Origin of the sequence: Sphaerotilus natans (assembly GCF_900156335.1) — a bacterium.
GTDB classification, from domain to species: Bacteria; Pseudomonadota; Gammaproteobacteria; order Burkholderiales; family Burkholderiaceae_C; genus Sphaerotilus; species Sphaerotilus natans.
Genome location: NZ_FTMZ01000013.1, coordinates 15,613 through 34,937 on the forward strand (window position 1 = coordinate 15,613; position 19,325 = coordinate 34,937).

The 19,325-nt window shown below is 70.9% G+C and carries 17 protein-coding genes; all 17 read left to right on the forward strand.

Features of this window, described 5'->3' with window-relative positions; translation table 11 throughout:
- The first annotated feature begins 186 nt into the window (after positions 1–186).
- The gene (rsmH, locus tag BW996_RS12345; RefSeq protein ID WP_037480309.1) at positions 187–1,179 is read left to right on the forward strand and encodes a 16S rRNA (cytosine(1402)-N(4))-methyltransferase RsmH; all 993 of its coding nucleotides are present in this window, start codon (positions 187–189) and stop codon (positions 1,177–1,179) included.
- Positions 1,176–1,469: a cell division protein FtsL gene (ftsL, locus tag BW996_RS12350; RefSeq protein WP_037480307.1), complete on the forward strand. Its 294-nt coding sequence runs from the start codon at positions 1,176–1,178 to the stop codon at positions 1,467–1,469. The genes rsmH and ftsL overlap by 4 nt, the downstream gene beginning before the upstream one ends.
- Positions 1,466–3,286 carry a peptidoglycan D,D-transpeptidase FtsI family protein gene (locus tag BW996_RS12355; RefSeq protein WP_375131339.1) on the forward strand — a complete coding sequence of 607 codons (1,821 nt, stop codon included), beginning with the start codon at positions 1,466–1,468 and terminating at the stop codon, positions 3,284–3,286. The genes ftsL and BW996_RS12355 overlap by 4 nt, the downstream gene beginning before the upstream one ends.
- A complete protein-coding gene (locus tag BW996_RS12360; RefSeq protein ID WP_051631778.1) occupies positions 3,286–4,857 on the forward strand; it encodes a UDP-N-acetylmuramoyl-L-alanyl-D-glutamate--2,6-diaminopimelate ligase in 1,572 nt (523 codons plus the stop codon). Before BW996_RS12355 ends, BW996_RS12360 begins: the two co-directional genes overlap by 1 nt.
- A 16-nt stretch (positions 4,858–4,873) precedes the next feature.
- Positions 4,874–6,334 carry a UDP-N-acetylmuramoyl-tripeptide--D-alanyl-D-alanine ligase gene (locus BW996_RS12365; protein ID WP_037480302.1) on the forward strand — a complete coding sequence of 487 codons (1,461 nt, stop codon included), beginning with the start codon at positions 4,874–4,876 and terminating at the stop codon, positions 6,332–6,334.
- Positions 6,324–7,505, forward strand: coding sequence for a phospho-N-acetylmuramoyl-pentapeptide-transferase (gene mraY / locus BW996_RS12370; RefSeq protein WP_037480300.1), 1,182 nt, complete (start codon positions 6,324–6,326; stop codon positions 7,503–7,505). The genes BW996_RS12365 and mraY overlap by 11 nt, the downstream gene beginning before the upstream one ends.
- A gap of 1 nt (position 7,506) precedes the next feature.
- The gene (gene murD, locus BW996_RS12375) at positions 7,507–9,096 is read left to right on the forward strand and encodes a UDP-N-acetylmuramoyl-L-alanine--D-glutamate ligase (RefSeq protein WP_037480298.1); all 1,590 of its coding nucleotides are present in this window, start codon (positions 7,507–7,509) and stop codon (positions 9,094–9,096) included.
- Positions 9,093–10,340 (forward strand): putative lipid II flippase FtsW, encoded by a 1,248-nt coding sequence (ftsW, locus tag BW996_RS12380; protein WP_037480296.1) that lies wholly within the window; start codon positions 9,093–9,095, stop codon positions 10,338–10,340. Before murD ends, ftsW begins: the two co-directional genes overlap by 4 nt.
- Positions 10,337–11,467 carry an undecaprenyldiphospho-muramoylpentapeptide beta-N-acetylglucosaminyltransferase gene (gene murG / locus BW996_RS12385; RefSeq protein ID WP_037480294.1) on the forward strand — a complete coding sequence of 377 codons (1,131 nt, stop codon included), beginning with the start codon at positions 10,337–10,339 and terminating at the stop codon, positions 11,465–11,467. Before ftsW ends, murG begins: the two co-directional genes overlap by 4 nt.
- Entirely contained in the window at positions 11,464–12,885 is a 1,422-nt protein-coding gene (gene murC / locus BW996_RS12390) for a UDP-N-acetylmuramate--L-alanine ligase (RefSeq protein WP_037480292.1), read from the forward strand. Before murG ends, murC begins: the two co-directional genes overlap by 4 nt.
- Positions 12,885–13,880: a D-alanine--D-alanine ligase gene (locus BW996_RS12395; RefSeq protein WP_037480291.1), complete on the forward strand. Its 996-nt coding sequence runs from the start codon at positions 12,885–12,887 to the stop codon at positions 13,878–13,880. The genes murC and BW996_RS12395 overlap by 1 nt, the downstream gene beginning before the upstream one ends.
- Positions 13,881–13,900: 20 nt before the next feature.
- A complete protein-coding gene (locus BW996_RS12400; RefSeq protein WP_051631777.1) occupies positions 13,901–14,713 on the forward strand; it encodes a cell division protein FtsQ/DivIB in 813 nt (270 codons plus the stop codon).
- A gap of 25 nt (positions 14,714–14,738) precedes the next feature.
- A complete protein-coding gene (gene ftsA / locus BW996_RS12405; protein ID WP_037480290.1) occupies positions 14,739–15,980 on the forward strand; it encodes a cell division protein FtsA in 1,242 nt (413 codons plus the stop codon).
- A gap of 32 nt (positions 15,981–16,012) precedes the next feature.
- The gene (ftsZ, locus tag BW996_RS12410) at positions 16,013–17,230 is read left to right on the forward strand and encodes a cell division protein FtsZ (protein ID WP_037480288.1); all 1,218 of its coding nucleotides are present in this window, start codon (positions 16,013–16,015) and stop codon (positions 17,228–17,230) included.
- Positions 17,231–17,351: 121 nt separating this feature from the next.
- Positions 17,352–18,287, forward strand: coding sequence for a UDP-3-O-acyl-N-acetylglucosamine deacetylase (lpxC, locus tag BW996_RS12415; protein ID WP_037480286.1), 936 nt, complete (start codon positions 17,352–17,354; stop codon positions 18,285–18,287).
- 4 nt (positions 18,288–18,291) lie between these two features.
- A complete protein-coding gene (locus BW996_RS12420) occupies positions 18,292–18,477 on the forward strand; it encodes a hypothetical protein (RefSeq protein ID WP_037480284.1) in 186 nt (61 codons plus the stop codon).
- Between the two features lie 161 nt (positions 18,478–18,638).
- Positions 18,639–19,313, forward strand: a complete 675-nt coding sequence (locus tag BW996_RS12425; protein WP_051631776.1) for a glutathione S-transferase family protein — start codon at positions 18,639–18,641, stop codon at positions 19,311–19,313.
- Positions 19,314–19,325 lie beyond the last annotated feature (12 nt).

The window sequence follows — 19,325 nt, forward strand, 5'->3', positions numbered from 1 at the left end:
TTCACTTCCAGAGGACTTCGGCGCCTGCGCCGGATGTCGCAGGGCGCCTGAGCGTGCCTGCGCGTCCTCGCGGCGGCCTGGCCGCCGGAAGCGCGATGCCGGTCATGCGGCCCCGACCCTCCGGGCACTGCCTGCCGCCGCTGCCGTCGCGCTTGCGGGGTTTCCGCCTCTGATTTCTCCCCCCTCATGGCCGTTCCTGCCGAATCCACCAGCCGGCAGCACATCACCGTGCTGCTCCACGAGGCGGTCGACGCGCTGCTGCATCGCCCCGACGGCACCTACATCGACGGCACCTTCGGCCGCGGCGGCCATTCGCGCCTGATCCTGTCGCGTCTGGCGCCGGGCGGGCGGCTGATGGCGATCGACCGTGACCCCGAGGCCGTCGCCCATGCCCGCGAGGGCGACACCCGCATCGACGACGCCCGCTTCTCGATCGACCACACGCGCTTTGCCGACTATCCCGAGGTGATGGCCGCGCACGGCGTGGCGCAGGTCGACGGCCTCCTGCTCGACATCGGCGTGTCCTCGCCGCAGATCGACGATCCGGCGCGGGGCTTCAGCTTCCGCCACGACGGGCCGCTGGACATGCGCATGGACCCGACGCGCGGCCAGAGCGCGGCCGAATTCCTGGCCACCGCGCCCTTCGAGCGCATCGCCGAGGTGATCCGCGTCTATGGCGAGGAGCGCTTCGCCGGCCCGCTGGCGCGCGCGATCGTGGCGCGGCGCGAGGCTGGCCAGCCGCTGGCACGCACCTCCGAGCTGGCCGCGCTGGCCGCCACCGTGGTGCGCACCCGCGAGCGCGGCCAGGATCCGGCCACCCGCACCTTCCAGGCGCTGCGCATCCTGGTCAACGGCGAGCTCGACGAGCTCGAGCAGGCGCTGGAGGCCTCGCTGGCGGCGCTGGCGCCGGGCGGGCGGCTGGCCATCATCAGCTTCCACTCGCTGGAAGACCGCATCGTCAAGAATTTCATCCAGCGCCACGCCCGCGAGGAGTTCGACCGGCGCGCGCCCTTCGCCACGCCGAAGCCGGCGCTGCTCGAGGAGGTCGCGCGCATCAAGCCCTCGGAGGCCGAGATCGAGGCCAATGCGCGCTCGCGCTCGGCGATCCTGCGGGTGGCCCGGCGCACCGAGGTGCCGCTGCCGCCGGTGTCCGCGGCGCCGTCGCGGAGGCGCGCATGACCCGGATCAACATCGTGCTGCTGCTGGCGGTCGTGGCCAGCGCGCTGTATCTGGTGCATGTCTCCTATGACTCGCGCCGCCAGTTCGTGCAGCTCGAGCGCGAGCGCAACGAGGCCCGCCGCCTCGAGCAGGAGGCCGAGCGGCTGCGCCTGCAGCTGCGCACCGAGGCCACCCATGTGCGCGTCGATCTGGCCGCGCGCGAGCGGCTGCACATGAGCGTGGCCACGCCGGCAGTGACCCAGTATCTGGACGCGGCTCCGGCCTCGACGGCGCAGGAGGCACGGCCGTGAGCGCCGGCTGGCTGGACCGGGCCCGCTCCCGGCTGGCGGCCCGGCTGGCGCCGGCGGCAGGCAAGAAGGGGGCGCCTGCCGGGGCGCGCTACGCCTCCAGCCCGCTGCTGACGGCCAAGACGCCGATCTGGCGCTCCCGGCTGGCGCTGGTGGTGGTCGGCCTGAGCTTCGCGCTGCTGCTCGGCCGCGCGATGTATGTGCAGGCGATCGACAAGGAATTCTTCCAGGCCCAGGGCGAGATGCGCTACCAGCGCACCTTCGAGCTGCAGGCCAGCCGCGGCCGCATCACCGACCGCAACGGCGAGGTGCTGGCCGCCAGCGTGCCCGCACCCTCGGTCTGGATGATGCCGAAGGATTTCCAGGCCACGTCGGCGCAGGTGGCCGAGCTGACCCGCCTGCTCGGCATCACCCCGGAAGACCTGGCGGCCAAGGTGCGCGAAGGCGGCAACTTCGTCTGGCTGCGCCGCCTGATCGACGAGACCACCGCCGCACGCATCCGCGAGCTCAAGATCAAGGGCATCACCATCGAGCGCGAATACCGGCGCGAATACCCGGAGGGCGAGGCCGCGGCGCATGTGGTCGGCTTCACCAACCTGCAGGAAAAAGGCCAGGAGGGCATCGAGCTGGCCTTCCAGAAGCAGCTCCAGGGCCACAACGGCAGCCGCAGCGTGGTGCGCGACCGGCTCGGGCGTGTGGTCGAGGACATCGGCGAGATCGTCGAGCCGGAGGACGGCAAGGACATCGCGCTGTCGATCGACAGCAAGGTGCAGTTCGTCGCCTACCAGCGCCTGCGCGAGGCGGTGGCTCAGCACGAGGCGCAGGCCGGCAGCGTGGTGGTGCTGGACGTGCGCACCGGCGAGGTGCTGGCGCTGGCCAACTATCCCTCCTACACGCCCGGCGACCGGCGCACCCGCACCGGCGCGAACCTGCGCAACCGCGCGCTGACCGACACCTTCGAGCCCGGCTCGACGATGAAGCCCTTCATCGCCGCGCAGTCGATCCAGGCCGGCCGGGTGCGGCCGGAGACGGTGATCCAGACCGCGCCGGGCAGCATCACCATCACCGGCTCGACGATCCGCGACTCGCATCCGCTCGGCGTGATGACGGTCGAGCAGATCATCCAGAAGTCCAGCAACGTCGGCACCGTCAAGATGGCGATGCAGATGCAGCCGCGCGAGATGTGGGAGCTGTACCGCTCGGTGGGCTTCGGCCAGAAGCCCGAGATGGAGTTTCCCGGTCTGGCCTCGGGTCGGCTGCGGCCCTACAAGAGCTGGCGGCCGATCGAGCAGGCGACGATGAGCTACGGCTACGGCCTGTCGGCCTCGCTGTTCCAGCTGGCGCAGGCCTACACCGTCTTCGCGCGCGACGGTCAGCTCGTGCCGGTCACGCTGCAGCGGCGCGAGCATCCGGTCGAGGGCACGCAGGTCTTCCGGCCGGAGGTGGCCCGGGCGGTGCGCAAGATGCTCGGCATGGCCGCCGGCGAGGGCGGCACCGCGCCGAAGGCCCAGGCCCTGGGCTACTCGGTCGGCGGCAAGACCGGCACCGCGCACAAGCAGGAGGGCAAGGGCTATGCCGGCAACAAGTACCGCTCGTGGTTCGTCGGGCTGGCCCCCCTCAACCAGCCGCGCATCGTCGTGGCGGTCATGATCGACGAGCCGAGCAAGGGCCAGTACTACGGCGGCCTGGTCGCGGCACCCGTCTTCAGCCAGGTGGTGCAGCAGACGCTGCGGGTGCTGAGCGTGCCGCCGGATCGCGAGGTGACGCCGCAGATCATCGCCCGCACGCAGGCCGCCCGCACCGAGGAGGAATCGTTCTGATGGGATCGACGCAACCGACCCTTTTGACCTTTTGCCGGGATGTCGACGAGACGCTGGCCTGGCTGCGCCGCGTCGCGCCGCAGGCGGTGCTGCGCACCGACAGCCGCCAGGTCCTGCCGGGGGATGTCTTCATCGCCTGGCCGGGCGCCGCCCAGGACGGGCGTCGTCATGTGCCGGCGGCGCTGGCTGCGGGTGCCGCCGCCTGTCTGGTCGAGGCCGACGGCGTCGAGGCCTTCGACTTCGGCGCGGCCGCGCAGGCGCGCATCGCGGCACTGCCGGCGCTGAAGGCGGCCACCGCGCCGCTGGCCGCGGCCTGGCACGACCATCCGAGCCGCCGGCTCGACGTGGTGGCCACCACCGGCACCAACGGCAAGACCTCCACCGCCTGGTGGCTGGCGCAGGCGCTCAGCCTGGCCGGGCGGCGCTGCGGCGTCGTCGGCACGCTGGGCGTGGGCGAGCCGCCCAGCCGCGTCGCGCCCGAGGCCCGGGTGATCTCCACCGGCCTGACCACGCCCGATCCGGTCACGCTGCAGCGCGCGCTGCGCGACTTTGCCGCACGCGGCTTCGCGGCCTGCGCGATGGAGGCCTCCTCGATCGGCGTGACCGAGCACCGCCTCGACGCGGTGAAGATCGATGTCGCGCTGTTCACCAACTTCACGCCCGACCACCTCGATTACCACGGCAGCATGGCCGCCTACTGGCAGGCCAAGCGGGCGCTGTTCGACTGGCCGGGCCTGCGCGCGGCGGTCATCAACATCGACGATCCGCAGGGCGCCATCCTGGCCGACGAGCTGCAGGCGGCAGGGCGGATCGCGGTCTGGACCTGCTCGACCCGGCCCTCGGCCCGGCCGGCGCGGCTGCAGGCCAGCGATCTGCGCTACGACGGCGCCGGCCTGTGCCTGCGGCTGGCCGAGCAGGGCGAGCACGCCGACGCGCCGGTGGAGGTGCGCACCGCGCTGATCGGCGACTACAACGCCGCCAATGTCGTCGGCGTGATCGGCGTGCTGCGCGCGCTGGGCCTGCCGTTGGCGGAGGTCGCGGCGCTGGCGGCCGACTTCACCCCGGTGCCCGGGCGGATGCAGCGGGTCGAGCCACCGGCCGGCGCCGCGGACCTGCCGCAGGTGGTGGTCGACTACGCGCACACGCCGGACGCGCTGGAGAAGGCGCTGCAGGCGCTGCGCCCGTTCGCGCAGGCGCGCGGCGGGCGGCTGTGGTGCGTCTTCGGCTGCGGTGGCAACCGCGACGCCACCAAGCGTCCGGTCATGGGCCGCATCGCGCAGGCGCTGGCCGACGAGGTCGTGCTCACCAGCGACAATCCGCGCCACGAGGCGCCGGCGGCCATCCTCGGGCAGATCCTGGCCGGCTGCACTTCCGCGCCGACGCTGGCCGTCATCGAGGACCGGGCCGCGGCGATCGCCACCGTGCTGCATGACGCCGACGAGGCCGACGTGGTGCTGATCGCCGGCAAGGGCCATGAGGACTATCAGGAGACGGCAGGCGTCCGGCATCATTTTTCAGATCTGGAGCAGGCCGAGGCCGCGCTACAACGACGCACCTCCACCGCGGCCTGACCGCCTTTCCCTCACGATGACTTCCGACGACTTCATGACCCTGGGCGAGGCGCACGCGCTGCTGGCCGCGCGCCTGCCGTCCGTGCGCCTGATCGGCGATCCGGCCCAGGCCTTCGCCCGCGTCCATACCGACACCCGCACGCTGCGCGCCGGTGACCTGTTCGTCGCGCTGCGCGGCGAGCGCTTCGATGCCAACGACTTTCTGGCACAGGCCCGCGAGGCCGGGGCCTGCGCCGCGCTGGCCGAGCGGGGTCTGGCCGAGGCCGGCCTGCCCGGCCTGGAGGTGCCCGACGCGCTGGCGGCGCTGCAGGCGCTGGCCGAGGGCTGGCGCGCCGCGCTGGACCTGCCGGTGATCGGCGTGACCGGCAGCAACGGCAAGACGACGGTCACGCAGATGATCGCCTCGATCCTGCGCGCGGCCGCGGGTGAGGCGGCGCATGCCACCGCCGGCAACCTCAACAACCACATCGGCGTGCCGCTGACGGTGCTGGGCCTGCGCTGCCATCACCGGCTGGCGGTCATCGAGCTGGGCATGAACCACCCCGGCGAGATCGCCGAGCTGGCGCGCATCGCGCAGCCGACGGTGGCGCTGGTCAACAACGCCCAGCGCGAGCACCAGGAATTCATGAAGACGGTCGAGGCGGTCGCGCGCGAGAACGGCGCGGTGATCGCCGCGCTGCCGGCCGGCGGCACCGCCGTCTTCCCCGCGGGCGACACCTACACCGCGCTGTGGCGCGAGCTGGCTGGCGCGCGCCCGGTGCAGACCTTCGCGCTCGATCAGCCGGGTGCCGACCTGCGCGCCGAAGCCGCCTGGGCGGGCGACCACTGGACCGCCACGCTGCACACGCCCGCGGGCGAGGCGGCGCTGGCGCTGCAGGTGGCCGGGCGCCACAACCTGCTCAACGCGCTGGCGGCGGCCGGCTGCGCGCTGGCCGCCGGCGTGCCGCTGGCGGCGGTGCGCGACGGGCTGGCGGCCTTCCGGCCGGTGCGCGGCCGCTCGGCGGTCGAGCAGCGCGCCTGGCGCGGGCGCACGATCACGCTGATCGACGACAGCTACAACGCCAACCCCGACTCGGTGCGCGCGGCCATCGACGTGCTGGCGGCGCTGCCCGGCCCGCGCTGGCTGGTGCTGGGCGACATGGGCGAGGTCGGCGACGACGGCCCGGCCTTCCATGCCGAGGTCGGCGCCCACGCCGCGGCCAGCGGCATCGAGCTGTTCTGGAGCGCAGGCATACTCGCGGCCCACGCCGCGCAGGCCGCGACGTCGGCCGGCGCCGGCACCGCGGTGCGCCACGAGGCCGACGCCGCGGCGCTGGTCGCGGCGATGCGCGCGGGCGCGGGTCGGGCGGCGCTGGGCGAGGTGCGCTCGGTGCTCGTCAAGGGCTCGCGCTTCATGAAGATGGAACAGGTGGTCGCGGCGATCCGCGAAGAGGGCGACCTCGGATCGGCCGCACCAGGAGAACGACATGCTCATTAGCCTCGCACAGTGGTTGCAAGGCCTGTATCCGGACACGCTGGGCTTCCTGCGCGTGTTCCAGTACATCACCTTCCGTGCGGTGATGGCCGCGATGACCGCGCTGCTGCTCGGTCTGGCCTTCGGCCCGTGGGTCATCCGGCGCCTGACCGAGCTGAAGATCGGCCAGCCGGTGCGCGAATATGGCGTGCAGGCCCACCTGGTCAAGCGCGGCACGCCGACGATGGGTGGCGTGCTGGTGCTGCTGTCGATCGCGGTCTCGACGCTGCTGTGGTTCGACTGGAGCAACCGCTTCGTCTGGATCGTGATGGTCGTCACCTTCGGCTACGGCGCGATCGGCTGGGTCGACGACTGGCGCAAGGTGGTGCAGAAGAACCCGGAGGGCATGCCCTCGGGCGAGAAGTACCTGTGGCAGTCGCTGATCGGCATCCTGGCGGCGCTCTACCTGGCCTTCAGCGTCTCGGAGACCTCCAACCTGCGCGTGCTCGAGCTGTTCTTCGACTGGGTGATGTCGGGCTTCTCGAACAGCCTGCCGCCGAAGGCCGACCTGATCGTGCCCTTCTTCAAGTCGGTCAGCTATCCGCTGGGCGTGTTCGGCTTCATCATCATGACCTACCTGGTCATCGTGGGCTTCAGCAACGCGGTCAACCTGACCGACGGGCTGGACGGCCTGGCGATCATGCCGGTGGTGCTGGTGGGCGCGTCGCTGGGGCTGTTCGCCTATGCGACCGGCAACGCGGTCTACTCGAAGTACCTGTTCCTGCCGCACATTCCCGGCGCGGGCGAGCTGGCGATCTTCTGCGCCGCGATGGCCGGCGCGGGCCTGGCCTTCCTGTGGTTCAACGCGCATCCGGCGCAGGTCTTCATGGGCGATGTCGGCGCCTTGGCGCTGGGCGGCGCGCTGGGCACCATCGCGGTGATCGTGCGCCAGGAGATCGTGCTGGCGATCATGGGCGGCATCTTTGTCGTCGAGGCGCTCTCGGTCATGGTCCAGGTCGGCTGGTTCAAGTACACCAAGAAGAAGTACGGCCAGGGCCGGCGCATCCTGCTGATGGCGCCGCTGCACCACCACTTCGAGAAGAAGGGCTGGGTGGAGACGCAGGTGGTGATCCGCTTCTGGATCATCACGATGCTGCTGTGCCTGGTCGGTCTGTCGACGATGAAGCTGCGCTGACATGGAAGCACTCAAGGACACCGCCCTGCTGATCCTGGGCCTGGGCGATTCGGGCCTGGCGATGGCACGCTGGGCACGGCGCTGCGGCGCCGCACGTATCGTCGTGGCCGATACCCGCGCCGCGCCACCGCAGGCCGGCGCGCTCGAGCGCGACGTGCCCGGCGCCGAGCTGCGCTGCGGCGCGCCCGACCCGGCGCTGCTCGACGGCGTGAAGGCAGTCTTCAAGAGCCCCGGCCTGGCCCCGAACGATCCGGTGCTGCGGCCGCTGCTCGACGAGGCCGCCCGGCGCGGTCTGCCGGTGCAGGGCGAGCTCACGCTGTTCGCCTGGGCGCTGCGCGACCTGCAGCGCCTGGAAAGCTATGCGCCCAAGGTGCTGGCCATCACCGGGACCAACGGCAAGACGACCACCACCTCGCTGACCGCGCAGCTGTGCGAGCGCGCCGGCCTGCGCGTGGGCCTGGCCGGCAACATCGGCCCGACGCTGCTGGGCACGCTGGGCGAGGCGCTGGACCGCCGCGCCGCCGCGCCCGACGAGGCCACGGCCGCGCTGCCCGAGGTCTGGGTGCTCGAGCTGTCGAGCTTCCAGCTCGACGGCGTGACCGACTTCGAGCCGACCGCCGCCACCGTGCTCAACATCACCCAGGACCACCTCGACTGGCACGGCTCGATGGCCGCCTATGCCGAGGCGAAGGCGCGCATCTTCGGCCGCCGGGGCGTGCGGGTGCTCAACCGCGACGACGCGGTGGTCGAGGCGATGGCCCCGGCCGAACCGGTGGCTCGCCCGACGCGCGGACGCGCGGCGGCGCCAACCGAGGATGCCACCGCGCCCGCCATGGTGCGCTTCGGGCTGGACGCGCCGCGCCGCCCCGGCGACTGGGGCCTGGTGGTCGAGAACGGCATGGCCTGGCTGGCGCGTGCGCAGGCGGCCGAGGACGAGCTGCCGCGCGGGCGCCGTGGCGGCGCGGGCATCGGCGCCGCGCCGGTGGTGCTGCAGCGCCTGATGCCGGCCGACGCGCTGCGCATCCGCGGCCGCCACAACGCCGCCAACGCGCTGGCGGCGCTCGCACTGGCCAGCGCCGCCGGCGTGCCGCTGGCGCCGATGCTGCACGGCCTGCGCGAATACCGCGGCGAGCCGCACCGGGTCGAGTTCATCCGCACGATCGACGGCATCGACGCCTACGACGACAGCAAGGGCACCAATGTCGGTGCCACCGTCGCGGCGCTGACCGGCCTGGGCGCCGACCGGCTGCCCGGCCGGCTGGCGCTGATCCTGGGCGGCGACGGCAAGGGCCAGGATTTTTCGTCGCTGGCCGCGCCAGTGGCCGCGCATGCACGCTCGGTCGCGCTGATCGGGCGTGACGCGGGCGAGATCGCCGCCGTGCTGGCCGACGCGGCGCTGCCGGTCGAGCGCTTCGACACGCTGGAGGCGGCGGTGCGCTGGAGCTTCGTGCAGGCGCGCTCGGGCGACGCGGTGCTGCTGAGCCCGGCCTGCGCCAGCCTCGACATGTTCCGCAACTACGCCCACCGCGCCGAGGTCTTCGTCGCCGAGGTCGAGGCGATCGCGCAGGAGCGCGGGGAGTTCGGGCCGTGAGCGCCGCACCAGGAGGATTCGGCGGGCTGTGGCAGCGCCTGCGCGGCGGCGCCGGCGGCGACGTGCCGGTGCGCAGCTGGAACAGCCTGTCCTCGGGCACGCCGCCGCGCTGGGTCGGCTTCGACGAGACGCTGGCCTGGGTGATCGCCGGGCTGATCTCGCTCGGGCTGGTGATGGTCTACTCGGCCTCCATCCAGCTGCCCGACAGTCCGAAATACAGCAACTACACGCCGACCCACTTCATGTCGCGCCATGTGCTGTCGGTGGGGCTGGCGGTGATCGCCGCCTGCGTGACGCTGGCCATCCCGATGCGGACCTGGGAGAAGATGGCACCGTGGCTGTTCGTCGCGGCGCTGCTGCTGCTGATCCTGGTGCTGATCCCGGGGGTCGGCAAGGTGGTCAACCGCTCGAGGCGCTGGATTCCGCTGGGCGTCATGAATTTCCAGCCCAGCGAGCTGGCCAAGATGGCGATGGCCATGTACGCGGCCAGCTACATGATGCGCAAGATGGACGTGAAGGAAAGCTTCACCCGCGCGGTGCTGCCGATGGCCATCGCGCTGGGCGTGGTGGGCCTGCTGCTGCTGGCCGAGCCGGACATGGGCGCCTTCATGGTGATCGCGATCATCTCGATGGGCATCCTGTTCCTGGGTGGCGTCAATGGCCGGGTGTTCGTGATCATGATCGGCGTGCTGGTCTCGGCCCTGGTGCTGGTGATCACCGTGTCGCCCGAGAAGCGCGGACGCATCTTCGCCTTCCTGGATCCCTGGGCCAAGGACAACGCCGACGGCAAGGCCTACCAGCTGACGCACTCGCTGATCGCCTTCGGCCGGGGCGAGTACTTCGGCCAGGGCCTGGGCCAGTCGCTCGAGAAGCTGCACTACCTGCCCGAGGCGCACACCGACTTCCTGCTGGCCATCATCGGCGAGGAGCTCGGTCTGGTCGGCGTGAGCGTCGTCATCGTCGCCTTCTTCTGGATGGTGAGGCGCATCTTCGTGATCGGCCGCCAGGCGGTGGCGCTCGACCGGGTGTTCTCGGGCCTGACCGCGCAGGGCATCGGCCTGTGGATGGGCGGGCAGACCTTCATCAACATGGGCGTCAATCTGGGCGTGCTGCCCACCAAGGGCCTGACGCTGCCGCTGATGAGCTACGGCGGATCGGCGATCATCATGACCTGCGTGGCCTTGGCGGTGGTGCTGCGCATCGACATGGAAAACCGCCAGATCCTGAGAGGAGGGCGCCCATGAGCGCGTCGGCACAGCGTCATCTGGTCATCATGGCTGCCGGCACCGGCGGCCACATCATGCCGGGCCTGGCGGTGGCGCGCGAAATGATGCGCCGCGGCTGGACCGTGAGCTGGCTGGGCACTCCGAAGGGCATGGAGAACCGCCTGGTGCCGCCGACCGGCATTCCGATGGACACCATCGGCTTCGCCGGCCTGCGCGGCAAGGGCGCGCTCGGGCTGCTGCGCGGTGGCCTGCAGCTCGCGCGCGCGCTGGCGCAGTGCCTGGGCATCCTGAAGCGGCGCTCGACCACCGCGGTGCTGGGCATGGGCGGCTATGTCTGCTTTCCCGGCGGGCTGATCGCGCGGCTGCTGGGGCGGCCGCTGATGCTGGTCAACGCGGACGCGGGCCTGCTGCTGTCGAACCGCTCGCTGCTGCGCTTCGCCGACCGGGTGGCCTTCGGCTTCGATGGCGAGGCCGCGCGCGGCGTGGCCCAGGGCATCGTGACCGGCAATCCGGTGCGTGCCGAGATCGAGGCGATCGCACCGCCCGAGCAGCGCTTTGCCGGCCGCAGCGGTCCGTTGCGGGTGCTGGTGGTCGGCGGCAGCCTGGGCGCGCAGGTGCTCAACGAGACGCTGCCGCGCGCGCTGGCCCGGCTGCTGCCGGCCGAGCGCCCGGTCGTCACCCACCAGACCGGCGTGGCCCATCTCGAGACCGTGCGTGCGGCCTATGTGCAGGCCGGGCTCGACCCGTCGGCGGCCGGGCTGGAGGTGCTGCCCTTCATCGAGGACATGCCGCGCCGCCTGGCCGAGTGCGACCTGATCGTCTGCCGCGCCGGCGCGGTGACCGTCAGCGAGCTGTGCGCGGCCGGCGTGCCCAGCGTGCTGGTGCCGCTGATCGTCAGCACCACCGCGCACCAGCGCGACAATGCGATCTGGATGGACCGGCAGAAGGCCGCCATCCATCTGCCGCAGGCCGAGCTCTCGCCTGAATCGCTGGCCGAGCTGCTGCGTCGGCTCGACCGCACCCGGCTGCTGCAGATGGCGCAGCGCGCACGCACGCTGGCGCAGCCGCGCGCGGCCCAGCGCGTCGCCGACGAGATCGAGCACCTCACGAATCCCCTGATGACGACCCCCCTCAAGCAAGCATGAAGCACGCCGTCAAGCACATCCACTTCGTCGGTGTCGGCGGCGCCGGCATGAGCGGCATCGCCGAGATCCTGCACAACCTCGGCTACACCGTTTCCGGCTCCGACCAGGCCGATGGCGCGGTGACCCGCCGGCTGGCCGAGCTGGGCATCCGCATCCACATCGGCCACGACGCCGCGCACATCGCCGGCGCCGAGGCGCTCGTCACCTCCACCGCGGTGAAGGGCGACAACCCCGAGGTGATCGCCGCGCGCTCGCGGCGCATCCCGGTGGTGCCGCGCGCCGTCATGCTGGCCGAGCTGATGCGCCTGAAGAAGGGCATCGCCATCGCCGGCACGCACGGCAAGACGACCACCACCTCGCTGGTGACCAGCGTGCTGGCCGAGGCCGGCGTCGACCCCACCTTCGTCATCGGCGGCAAGCTCAACTCGGCCGGTGCCAACTCGGCGCTGGGCTCGGGCGAGTACATCGTCGTCGAGGCCGACGAGTCCGACGCCTCCTTCCTGAACCTGCTGCCCATCCTGTCGGTCGTCACCAACATCGACGCCGACCACATGGACACCTACGGCCACGACTTCGCGCGGCTGAAGGCGGCCTTCGTCGACTTCCTGCACAAGATGCCGTTCTACGGCTCGGCGGTGCTGTGCGCGGACGACCCCGGCGTGCGCTCGATCCTGCCGATGATCTCGCGCCCGGTCATCACCTACGGCCTGGACGAGGGCGTGCAGGTGCGCGCGGTGGACGTGCAGGCGCTGCCCGGCGGCCAGATGCGCTTCACCTGCCAGCGCCGCAACGGCGTGACGCTGCCGGACCTGCAGATCACGCTGAACCTGCCCGGCGAACACAATGTGCGCAATGCGCTGGCGGCCATCGCCATCGCCACCGAGCTGGAGCTGCCGGATGCGCCGATCGTCGCCGCGCTGGCGAAGTTCGGCGGCGTGGGCCGGCGCTTCCAGCGCTGGGGCGACCACCCGGCGCGCGAGGGCGGCCTGTTCACGCTGATCGACGACTACGGCCACCACCCGGTCGAGATGGCTGCGGTGATCGCCGCCGCGCGCGGCGCCTTTCCCGGCCAGCGCCTGGTGCTGGCCTTCCAGCCGCACCGCTACACCCGCACCCGCGACTGCTTCGAGGACTTCGTCAAGGTGCTGGGCACGGCGGATGCGGTGCTGCTCACCGAGGTCTACGCGGCCGGCGAGGCGCCGATCGTCGCCGCCGACGGCCGCGCGATGACGCGCGCGCTGCGGGTGGCTGGCCGGGTCGATCCGGTCTTCGTCGACGACATCGCCGAGCTGCCGCAGGTGATCCTGGAGCAGGCGCGGGCCGGCGACGTCGTCATCGCGATGGGCGCCGGCTCCATCGGCGGCGTGCCCGCCAAGGTGATCGAGCGGCTGAACGATCTGCTGAAGGAGCGTGCGTGATGAGTGCCCAGGAACCTGTCGTGACTGTCGATGTCCGCGCGCTGGGCAAGGTCGCCGTGCTGATGGGCGGCACCTCCGCCGAGCGCGAGATCTCGCTGATGAGCGGCGCGGGCGTGCTGGCGGCGCTGCGCGCGCGCGGCGTCGACGCGCAGGCCTTCGATCCGGCCGAGCGCGACCTGCACGAGCTCAAGGAGCAGGGCTTCGACCGTGCCTTCATCGCGCTGCATGGCCGCCACGGCGAGGACGGCTGCGTGCAGGGCGCGCTCGAGATGATGGGCATCCCCTACACCGGCTCCGGCGTGATGGCCTCGGCGATCGCGATGGACAAGGTGATGACCAAGCGCGTCTGGATCGCCGAAGGCCTGCCGACGCCGGCGCACGTGCGCCTGGCCCCCGAGGAGCAGTCGCCCGAGGCGATTGCCGCGCTGCCCGCGCGCCTGGGCCTGCCGCTGATCGTCAAGCCGCCGCGCGAGGGCTCGTCGATCGGCGTGACCAAGGTGCTGGAGGCGGCGCAGGTGGCCGCGGCGGTCGAGGAATCGCTGCGCCATGACCCGGACGTGCTCGCCGAGGCCTTCATCGCCGGCGACGAGATCACCTGCCCGGTGCTGGGCGAGGGCGAGAGCGCGCACGCGTTGCCGGTCATCCGTATCGTGCCGCCCGAGGCCGGCTACGACTACCAGAACAAGTACTTCACCGACGAGGTGCGCTACCTCTGCCCGAGCGGCCTGCCCGAGCACGAGGAGCGCGAGATCCAGCGCATCGTCGTGGCGGCCTACAAGGCGCTGGGCTGCCGCGGCTGGGGCCGCGCCGACCTGATGATCCGCGCCAGCGACCGCCAGGCCTTCCTGCTGGAGATGAACACCTCGCCGGGCATGACCGGCCACTCGCTGGTGCCGATGTCGGCCCGCGCGGCCGGCGTCAGCTACGAGGACCTGTGCCTGCGGCTGCTGGCGGCCGCGCGCCTGGATGTGGCTCCGGCCGCGCCTCGCGAGTGAAGGCGAACGAAGGCGCTGGTATGACGACACGCGACAGCTCCGCCCCGTCCGATCCGGTCATGCTGCCGCTCGACGTGCAGCTGATGCGCTCGGGCTCGTCGGTGCTGGTCTGGCTGCTGGTGCTGGGCCTGCTGCTGGTCGGCGGCCACTGGCTGGTCCATTCGCCCTGGTTCGCGCTCAAGCAGGTCCATGTCGAGGGCGAGGTCGAGCACAGCACCACCGACTCGATCCGACGCCATGCGCTGCCCCGGCTGGAAGGCAACTACCTGACGCTGGATCTGGTCGAGGCGCGGGCCGCCTTCGAGTCGATTCCCTGGGTGCGGCGCGCCGAGGTGCGCCGCGTCTGGCCGCACGACCTGATCGTGCGGCTGGAGGAGCACCAGCCGGTCGCCTACTGGGAACGCGAGGCGCGCGAGCCCTTGCTGGTCAACAGCTTCGGCGAGGTCTTTGAGGTCAACCTCGGCGATGTCGAGGACGAGACGCTGCCGACGCTGCGCGGGCCGCGCGACACCTCGGCCCAGGTCCTGGCGATGTGGAAGCGCCTGGTGCCGGTCTTCGCCTCGATGCGCAGCCGGGTGGACCGGCTGGAGCTGTCAGACCGCGGATCGTGGCGTGCCCATCTCGACCGGGGCGCGGTCATCGAGCTGGGGCGGGGTGATGCCGACGAGATCGTCGATCGCACCCGGCGCTTCGTGGCCAGCGTCGGCCAGGTGTCGCGCCGCTTCGAGAACCGCGCCATCGAATATGCCGATCTGCGGCATGTCGAGGGCTATGCGCTGAAGCTGGCCGGCATGGGCACCACCGCCCATCCGGCACCGGCCAGGAAGCACTGAGCACGCTCGCGAGAAAGACGCAGCCATGTCCAAGGAATACAACGAACTCGTCGTCGCGCTCGACATCGGGACCGCCAAGGTGATGGCGGTGGTGGCCGAGCTGCTGCCGGACGGCGAGCTGCGTCTGGCCGGGCTGGGCGTGGCCCCCTCGCTCGGACTCAAGCGCGGCAGCGTCGTCAACATCGACGCGACGATGCACTCGATCCAGCAGGCGCTGAAAGAGGCCGAGATGATGGCCGACTGCAAGATCGGCCGGGTCCATGTCGGCATTTCCGGCAGCCATGTGCGCGGGCGCAACTCCACCGGCATGGTCATCGTGCGCGACCAGGAGGTCACGCCCTTCGATGTGTCGCGGGTGGTGGAGACCGCCAAGGCGATCAACATTCCCAACGACCAGCGCCTGCTGCTGGTCGAGCCGCAGGAATTTGTCATCGACGGCCAGGAGGTGCGCGAGCCGGTCGGCATGAGCGGCGCGCGGCTCGAGGTCAGGGTGCATATCGTTACCGGCTCGCACAGCGCGGCCGAGAACATCGTCAAGTGCGTGCGGCGCTGCGGGCTGGAGGTCGAGCAGCTGGTGCTCAACCCGAGCGCCTCCAGCCTGTCGGTGCTGACGCCCGATGAAAAGGCGCTTGGCGTGGCGCTGGTCGACATCGGTGCCGGCACCACCGATGTGGCGATTTTCACGGATGGCGCGATCCGTCATACTGCCGTGATTCCGATTGCGGGGGATCTGATCACCAGCGACATCGCGATGGCGCTGCGCACGCCGACGAAGGATGCCGAGGAGATCAAGATCGAACATGGGGTGGCCAAGCAGCTGCTGGCCGATCCGGCCGAGCAGCTCGAGGTGCCCGGACTCGGTGACCGGGTTCCGAAGATCTTGAGCCGTCAGGCGCTGGCGGGCGTGATCGAACCCCGCGTAGAAGAGATATTTGCGCTTGTCCAGCAGGTGATCCGGGAAAGTGGCCATGAGGAACTTCTCTCATCGGGCATTGTCCTGACCGGGGGATCGGCTGTGATGCCGGGTATGGTCGAACTGGCCGAGGACATCTTCCTCAAGCCGGTGCGCAAGGGGGTTCCGACCTATGGCGGGGCCCTCTACGACATGGTGGCGAGCCCCCGCTCGGCGACCGCGATGGGTCTGCTGGAGGAGGCGCGCCTGGCAAGAGTGCGCGGCATGCGATCGGCGCCGAGCGGTGCAGCATCCCCGGGAGTGGCCCAGGGACTGTTCGTCCGGGCCAGGGATTGGTTCCTGAAAAGTTTCTGATGTAATTCAGACGCAGACACAAGGAGAGCGGCATGGGTATCGAGATGATCGAAGAGTTCAATCAGGGCACGCAGATCAAGGTGATCGGCGTGGGTGGCGGCGGCGGCAATGCGGTCGACCACATGATCAACCGCGGCGTGCAGGGCGTGGAGTTCATCTGCGCCAACACCGACGCACAGGCACTGAACCGTTCCAAGGCGCACACGCTGCTGCAGCTCGGCCACACCGGTCTGGGCGCAGGCTCGCGTCCGGAGGCCGGCAAGGCCTCGGCCGAAGAAGCGGTCGACCGCATCAAGGCGGCGCTGGAAGGCGCCCACATGGTCTTCATCACCGCCGGCATGGGCGGTGGCACCGGCACCGGCGCGGCCCCGGTCATTGCCCGCCTGGCCAAGGACATGGGCATCCTGACCGTCGGCGTGGTCACCAAGCCCTTCGAGTTCGAGGGCCCGCGCCGCATGAAGCAGGCCGACACCGGGCTCAACGAGCTCGAGGCCAATGTCGATTCGCTGATCGTCGTGCTCAACGAGAAGCTGCTCGAGGTCCTCGGTGACGACATCACCCAGGAAGAGGCCTTTGCCGAGGCCAACGACGTGCTGCGCAATGCCGTCGGCGGCATCAGCGACATCATCCACATTCCTGGCCTGGTCAACGTCGACTTCGAGGACGTCAAGACCGTCATGAGCGAGCCGGGCAAGGCGATGATGGGCACCGCCACCTCCAGCGGCCCGGACCGCGCCAAGAAGGCCGCCGAGGCGGCCGTGGCCTGCCCGCTGCTCGAGGGCGTCGACCTGTCCGGCGCGCGCGGCGTGCTGGTGCTGATCGCCGCGAGCAAGCAGAACTTCAAGCTGTCGGAAAGCCGCAACGCGATGCAGACGATCCGTCGCTACGCGGCGGAAGAGGCCCATGTGATCTACGGCACCGCCTACGACGAGAGCCTGGGCGACGCGCTGCGGGTGACCGTCATCGCGACCGGTCTGTCCTCGGGCGCCAAGGTCCAGCCGGTGGCGCCGCAGCAGCGTGTGGTCCAGGTGGTGCCGCCCGCAGTAGGGCAACGCACCGGCACCGACAACATCCCGGTCCTGACGCATCCGCTGGTCGACCAGCAGCGCGGCGGTGCCTCGGTCGGCTCGTCCTCGCCGAGCGTGTGGCGTCCGAACCGCACCCAGGCCGCGGCCCGGGTCGACGCGATGGCCTCGAAGGGCATGGACGAGATCGAGATCCCGGCCTTCCTGCGCAAGCAGGCGGACTGACACGCCCGCACGCTCCCGTTCCCTTTCCTTGCTGCTTCCTGTTTGCCCGGTGTCCTCGCGGACACCGGGCCTTGTCGTTTGCGCAACGCCCGCGCGACATCGTGCTGCCTAGAATGTGGTCATGCTGCCCCAACGCACCCTCAAGTCGCTGACCCGCGCCGTCGGTGTCGGCCTGCACAGCGGCCAGAAGGTCGAGCTCGTGCTGCGCCCGGCCGCGCCGGACACCGGTCTGGTCTTCCACCGCATCGACCTGCCCACGCCGGTCGACATTCCGGTCACGCCGCAGTCGGTCTGCGACACCCGCATGGCGACGACGATCTCGCCCGGCGGTGATCCCGGTGCGCCGAAGGTGCAGACCATCGAGCATCTGCTGTCGGCGGTCGCCGGTCTGGGCATCGACAACCTGCACATCGACATCACCGCCGACGAGGTGCCGATTCTCGACGGCTCCTCGGCCAGCTTCGTCTTCCTGCTGCAGAGCGCCGGCATCGCGCTGCAGGACGCGCCCAAGCGCTTCATCCGGGTGCGCAAGCCGGTGGAGATCCGTGAAGGCGAGGGCCGCACGCTGAAGTGGGCGCGGCTGGCGCCTTACCACGGCTATCGGCTCGGCTTCGAGATCGAGTTCGGCCATCCGGCGGTGGACGCCACCGGGCAGCGCGTCGTCTTCGACTTCGCTTCAGGGCGCTACAAGCAGGACATCGCGCGGGCGCGCACTTTCGGCTTCACGAAGGATGTCGAGATGATGCGCTCGCGTGGCCTCAGCCTGGGCGGCAGCATGGACAACGCGATCGTCGTCGACGACTACCGCGTGCTCAACGCCGAGGGGCTTCGCTACGACGACGAGTTCGTCAAGCACAAGATCCTTGATGCCATCGGCGACCTGCATGTCTGCGGCCGGCCGCTGCTGGCCGACTACACCGCCTACAAGAGCGGCCATGCGCTCAACAACCGCCTGCTGCGCGCGCTCCTGGCCGACGAGTCCGCCTGGGAGATCGTGACCTTCCAGGACGAGCGCCTGGCGCCGCGGGGTCTGGCCGATCTGGCGCCGGCCTGGTGATCCCGTGCTGGTCTTCCGCACCCTGGTCTTTCTGCTGATGGTGGCCGGGCTGCTGAGCTTCGCGGTCTACCTGGCCACTGGCGAGGCGCGCTGGCGTCGGCTGGGGCTGCTGATCGTGCGCTGGACCGTCATCGCCGCGCTGGGATTCTTCGCGGTGCTGCTGCTGCAGCGGCTCGCGCTGGTGCTGTAGGTCACGCGGCGGGGCCGGGTGCGCGCCAGGCTCCAGTCGGCATCGCTCAATTTCCGCAGATTTTCTCCGATCTCCCCGGCGGGATGCTCCGTGGGGAGCCTCCCACCGTTTCCGGGCTGCTCAGCCCGTCGAGCCCCGACCGGGGCAGGGAGGTACGACACATGAGCACTGGCGCATCCGGTGGCGTTCAAGCCGCCTCGCACACGCTCTACATCACTGCGGGTTCTGGCAACAGCTACAAGCCGGTCCAGGTGCTGGCCCAGCGCGGCGCCGGGACACCTGCGGTGCACTGCCATCTGCAGCCGATCGACGTGCTCGGCGGCGAGACGCGCCGGCCTGGCTTCCTGGCCATCAATCCGCGCGGGCAGGTGCCTTTCCTGCTGACCGACCGTGGCGAGCGCCTGGGCGAGTCGAACGCGATCGCCTGGTATCTGGCCGAGGGCAGCGCGCTGATCCCGGCCGCGCCGCTGCACCGGGCGCAGGCCATCCAGTGGATGATCTTCGAACAGACCGCGCTGGAGCCGAACATCTCGCCGGCACGCTTCTTCTCGACCCTCGTGCCGGCGCTGCGCGAGGCCAACGCGGCACGCTTTCCCGGCTGGCTGGACGCCGGCCATGCCGGGCTGGCGCTGCTGGACGCGCATCTGGCCGAGCGCGAGTTCCTGTGCGACAGCGGCTACGGCATCGCCGACATCGCGGTCTTCGGCTACACGCACCTGGCCCGCGAGGGCGGCTTCGATCTCGATCGCCATCCGGCCGTGCTGCGCTGGATCGAGCGGGTGCGCTCGCAGCCCGGCCACCGTCCGGTGGCCGATCTGCTTCAGCCTCTGGCCTGAGCGGGAGTGCGC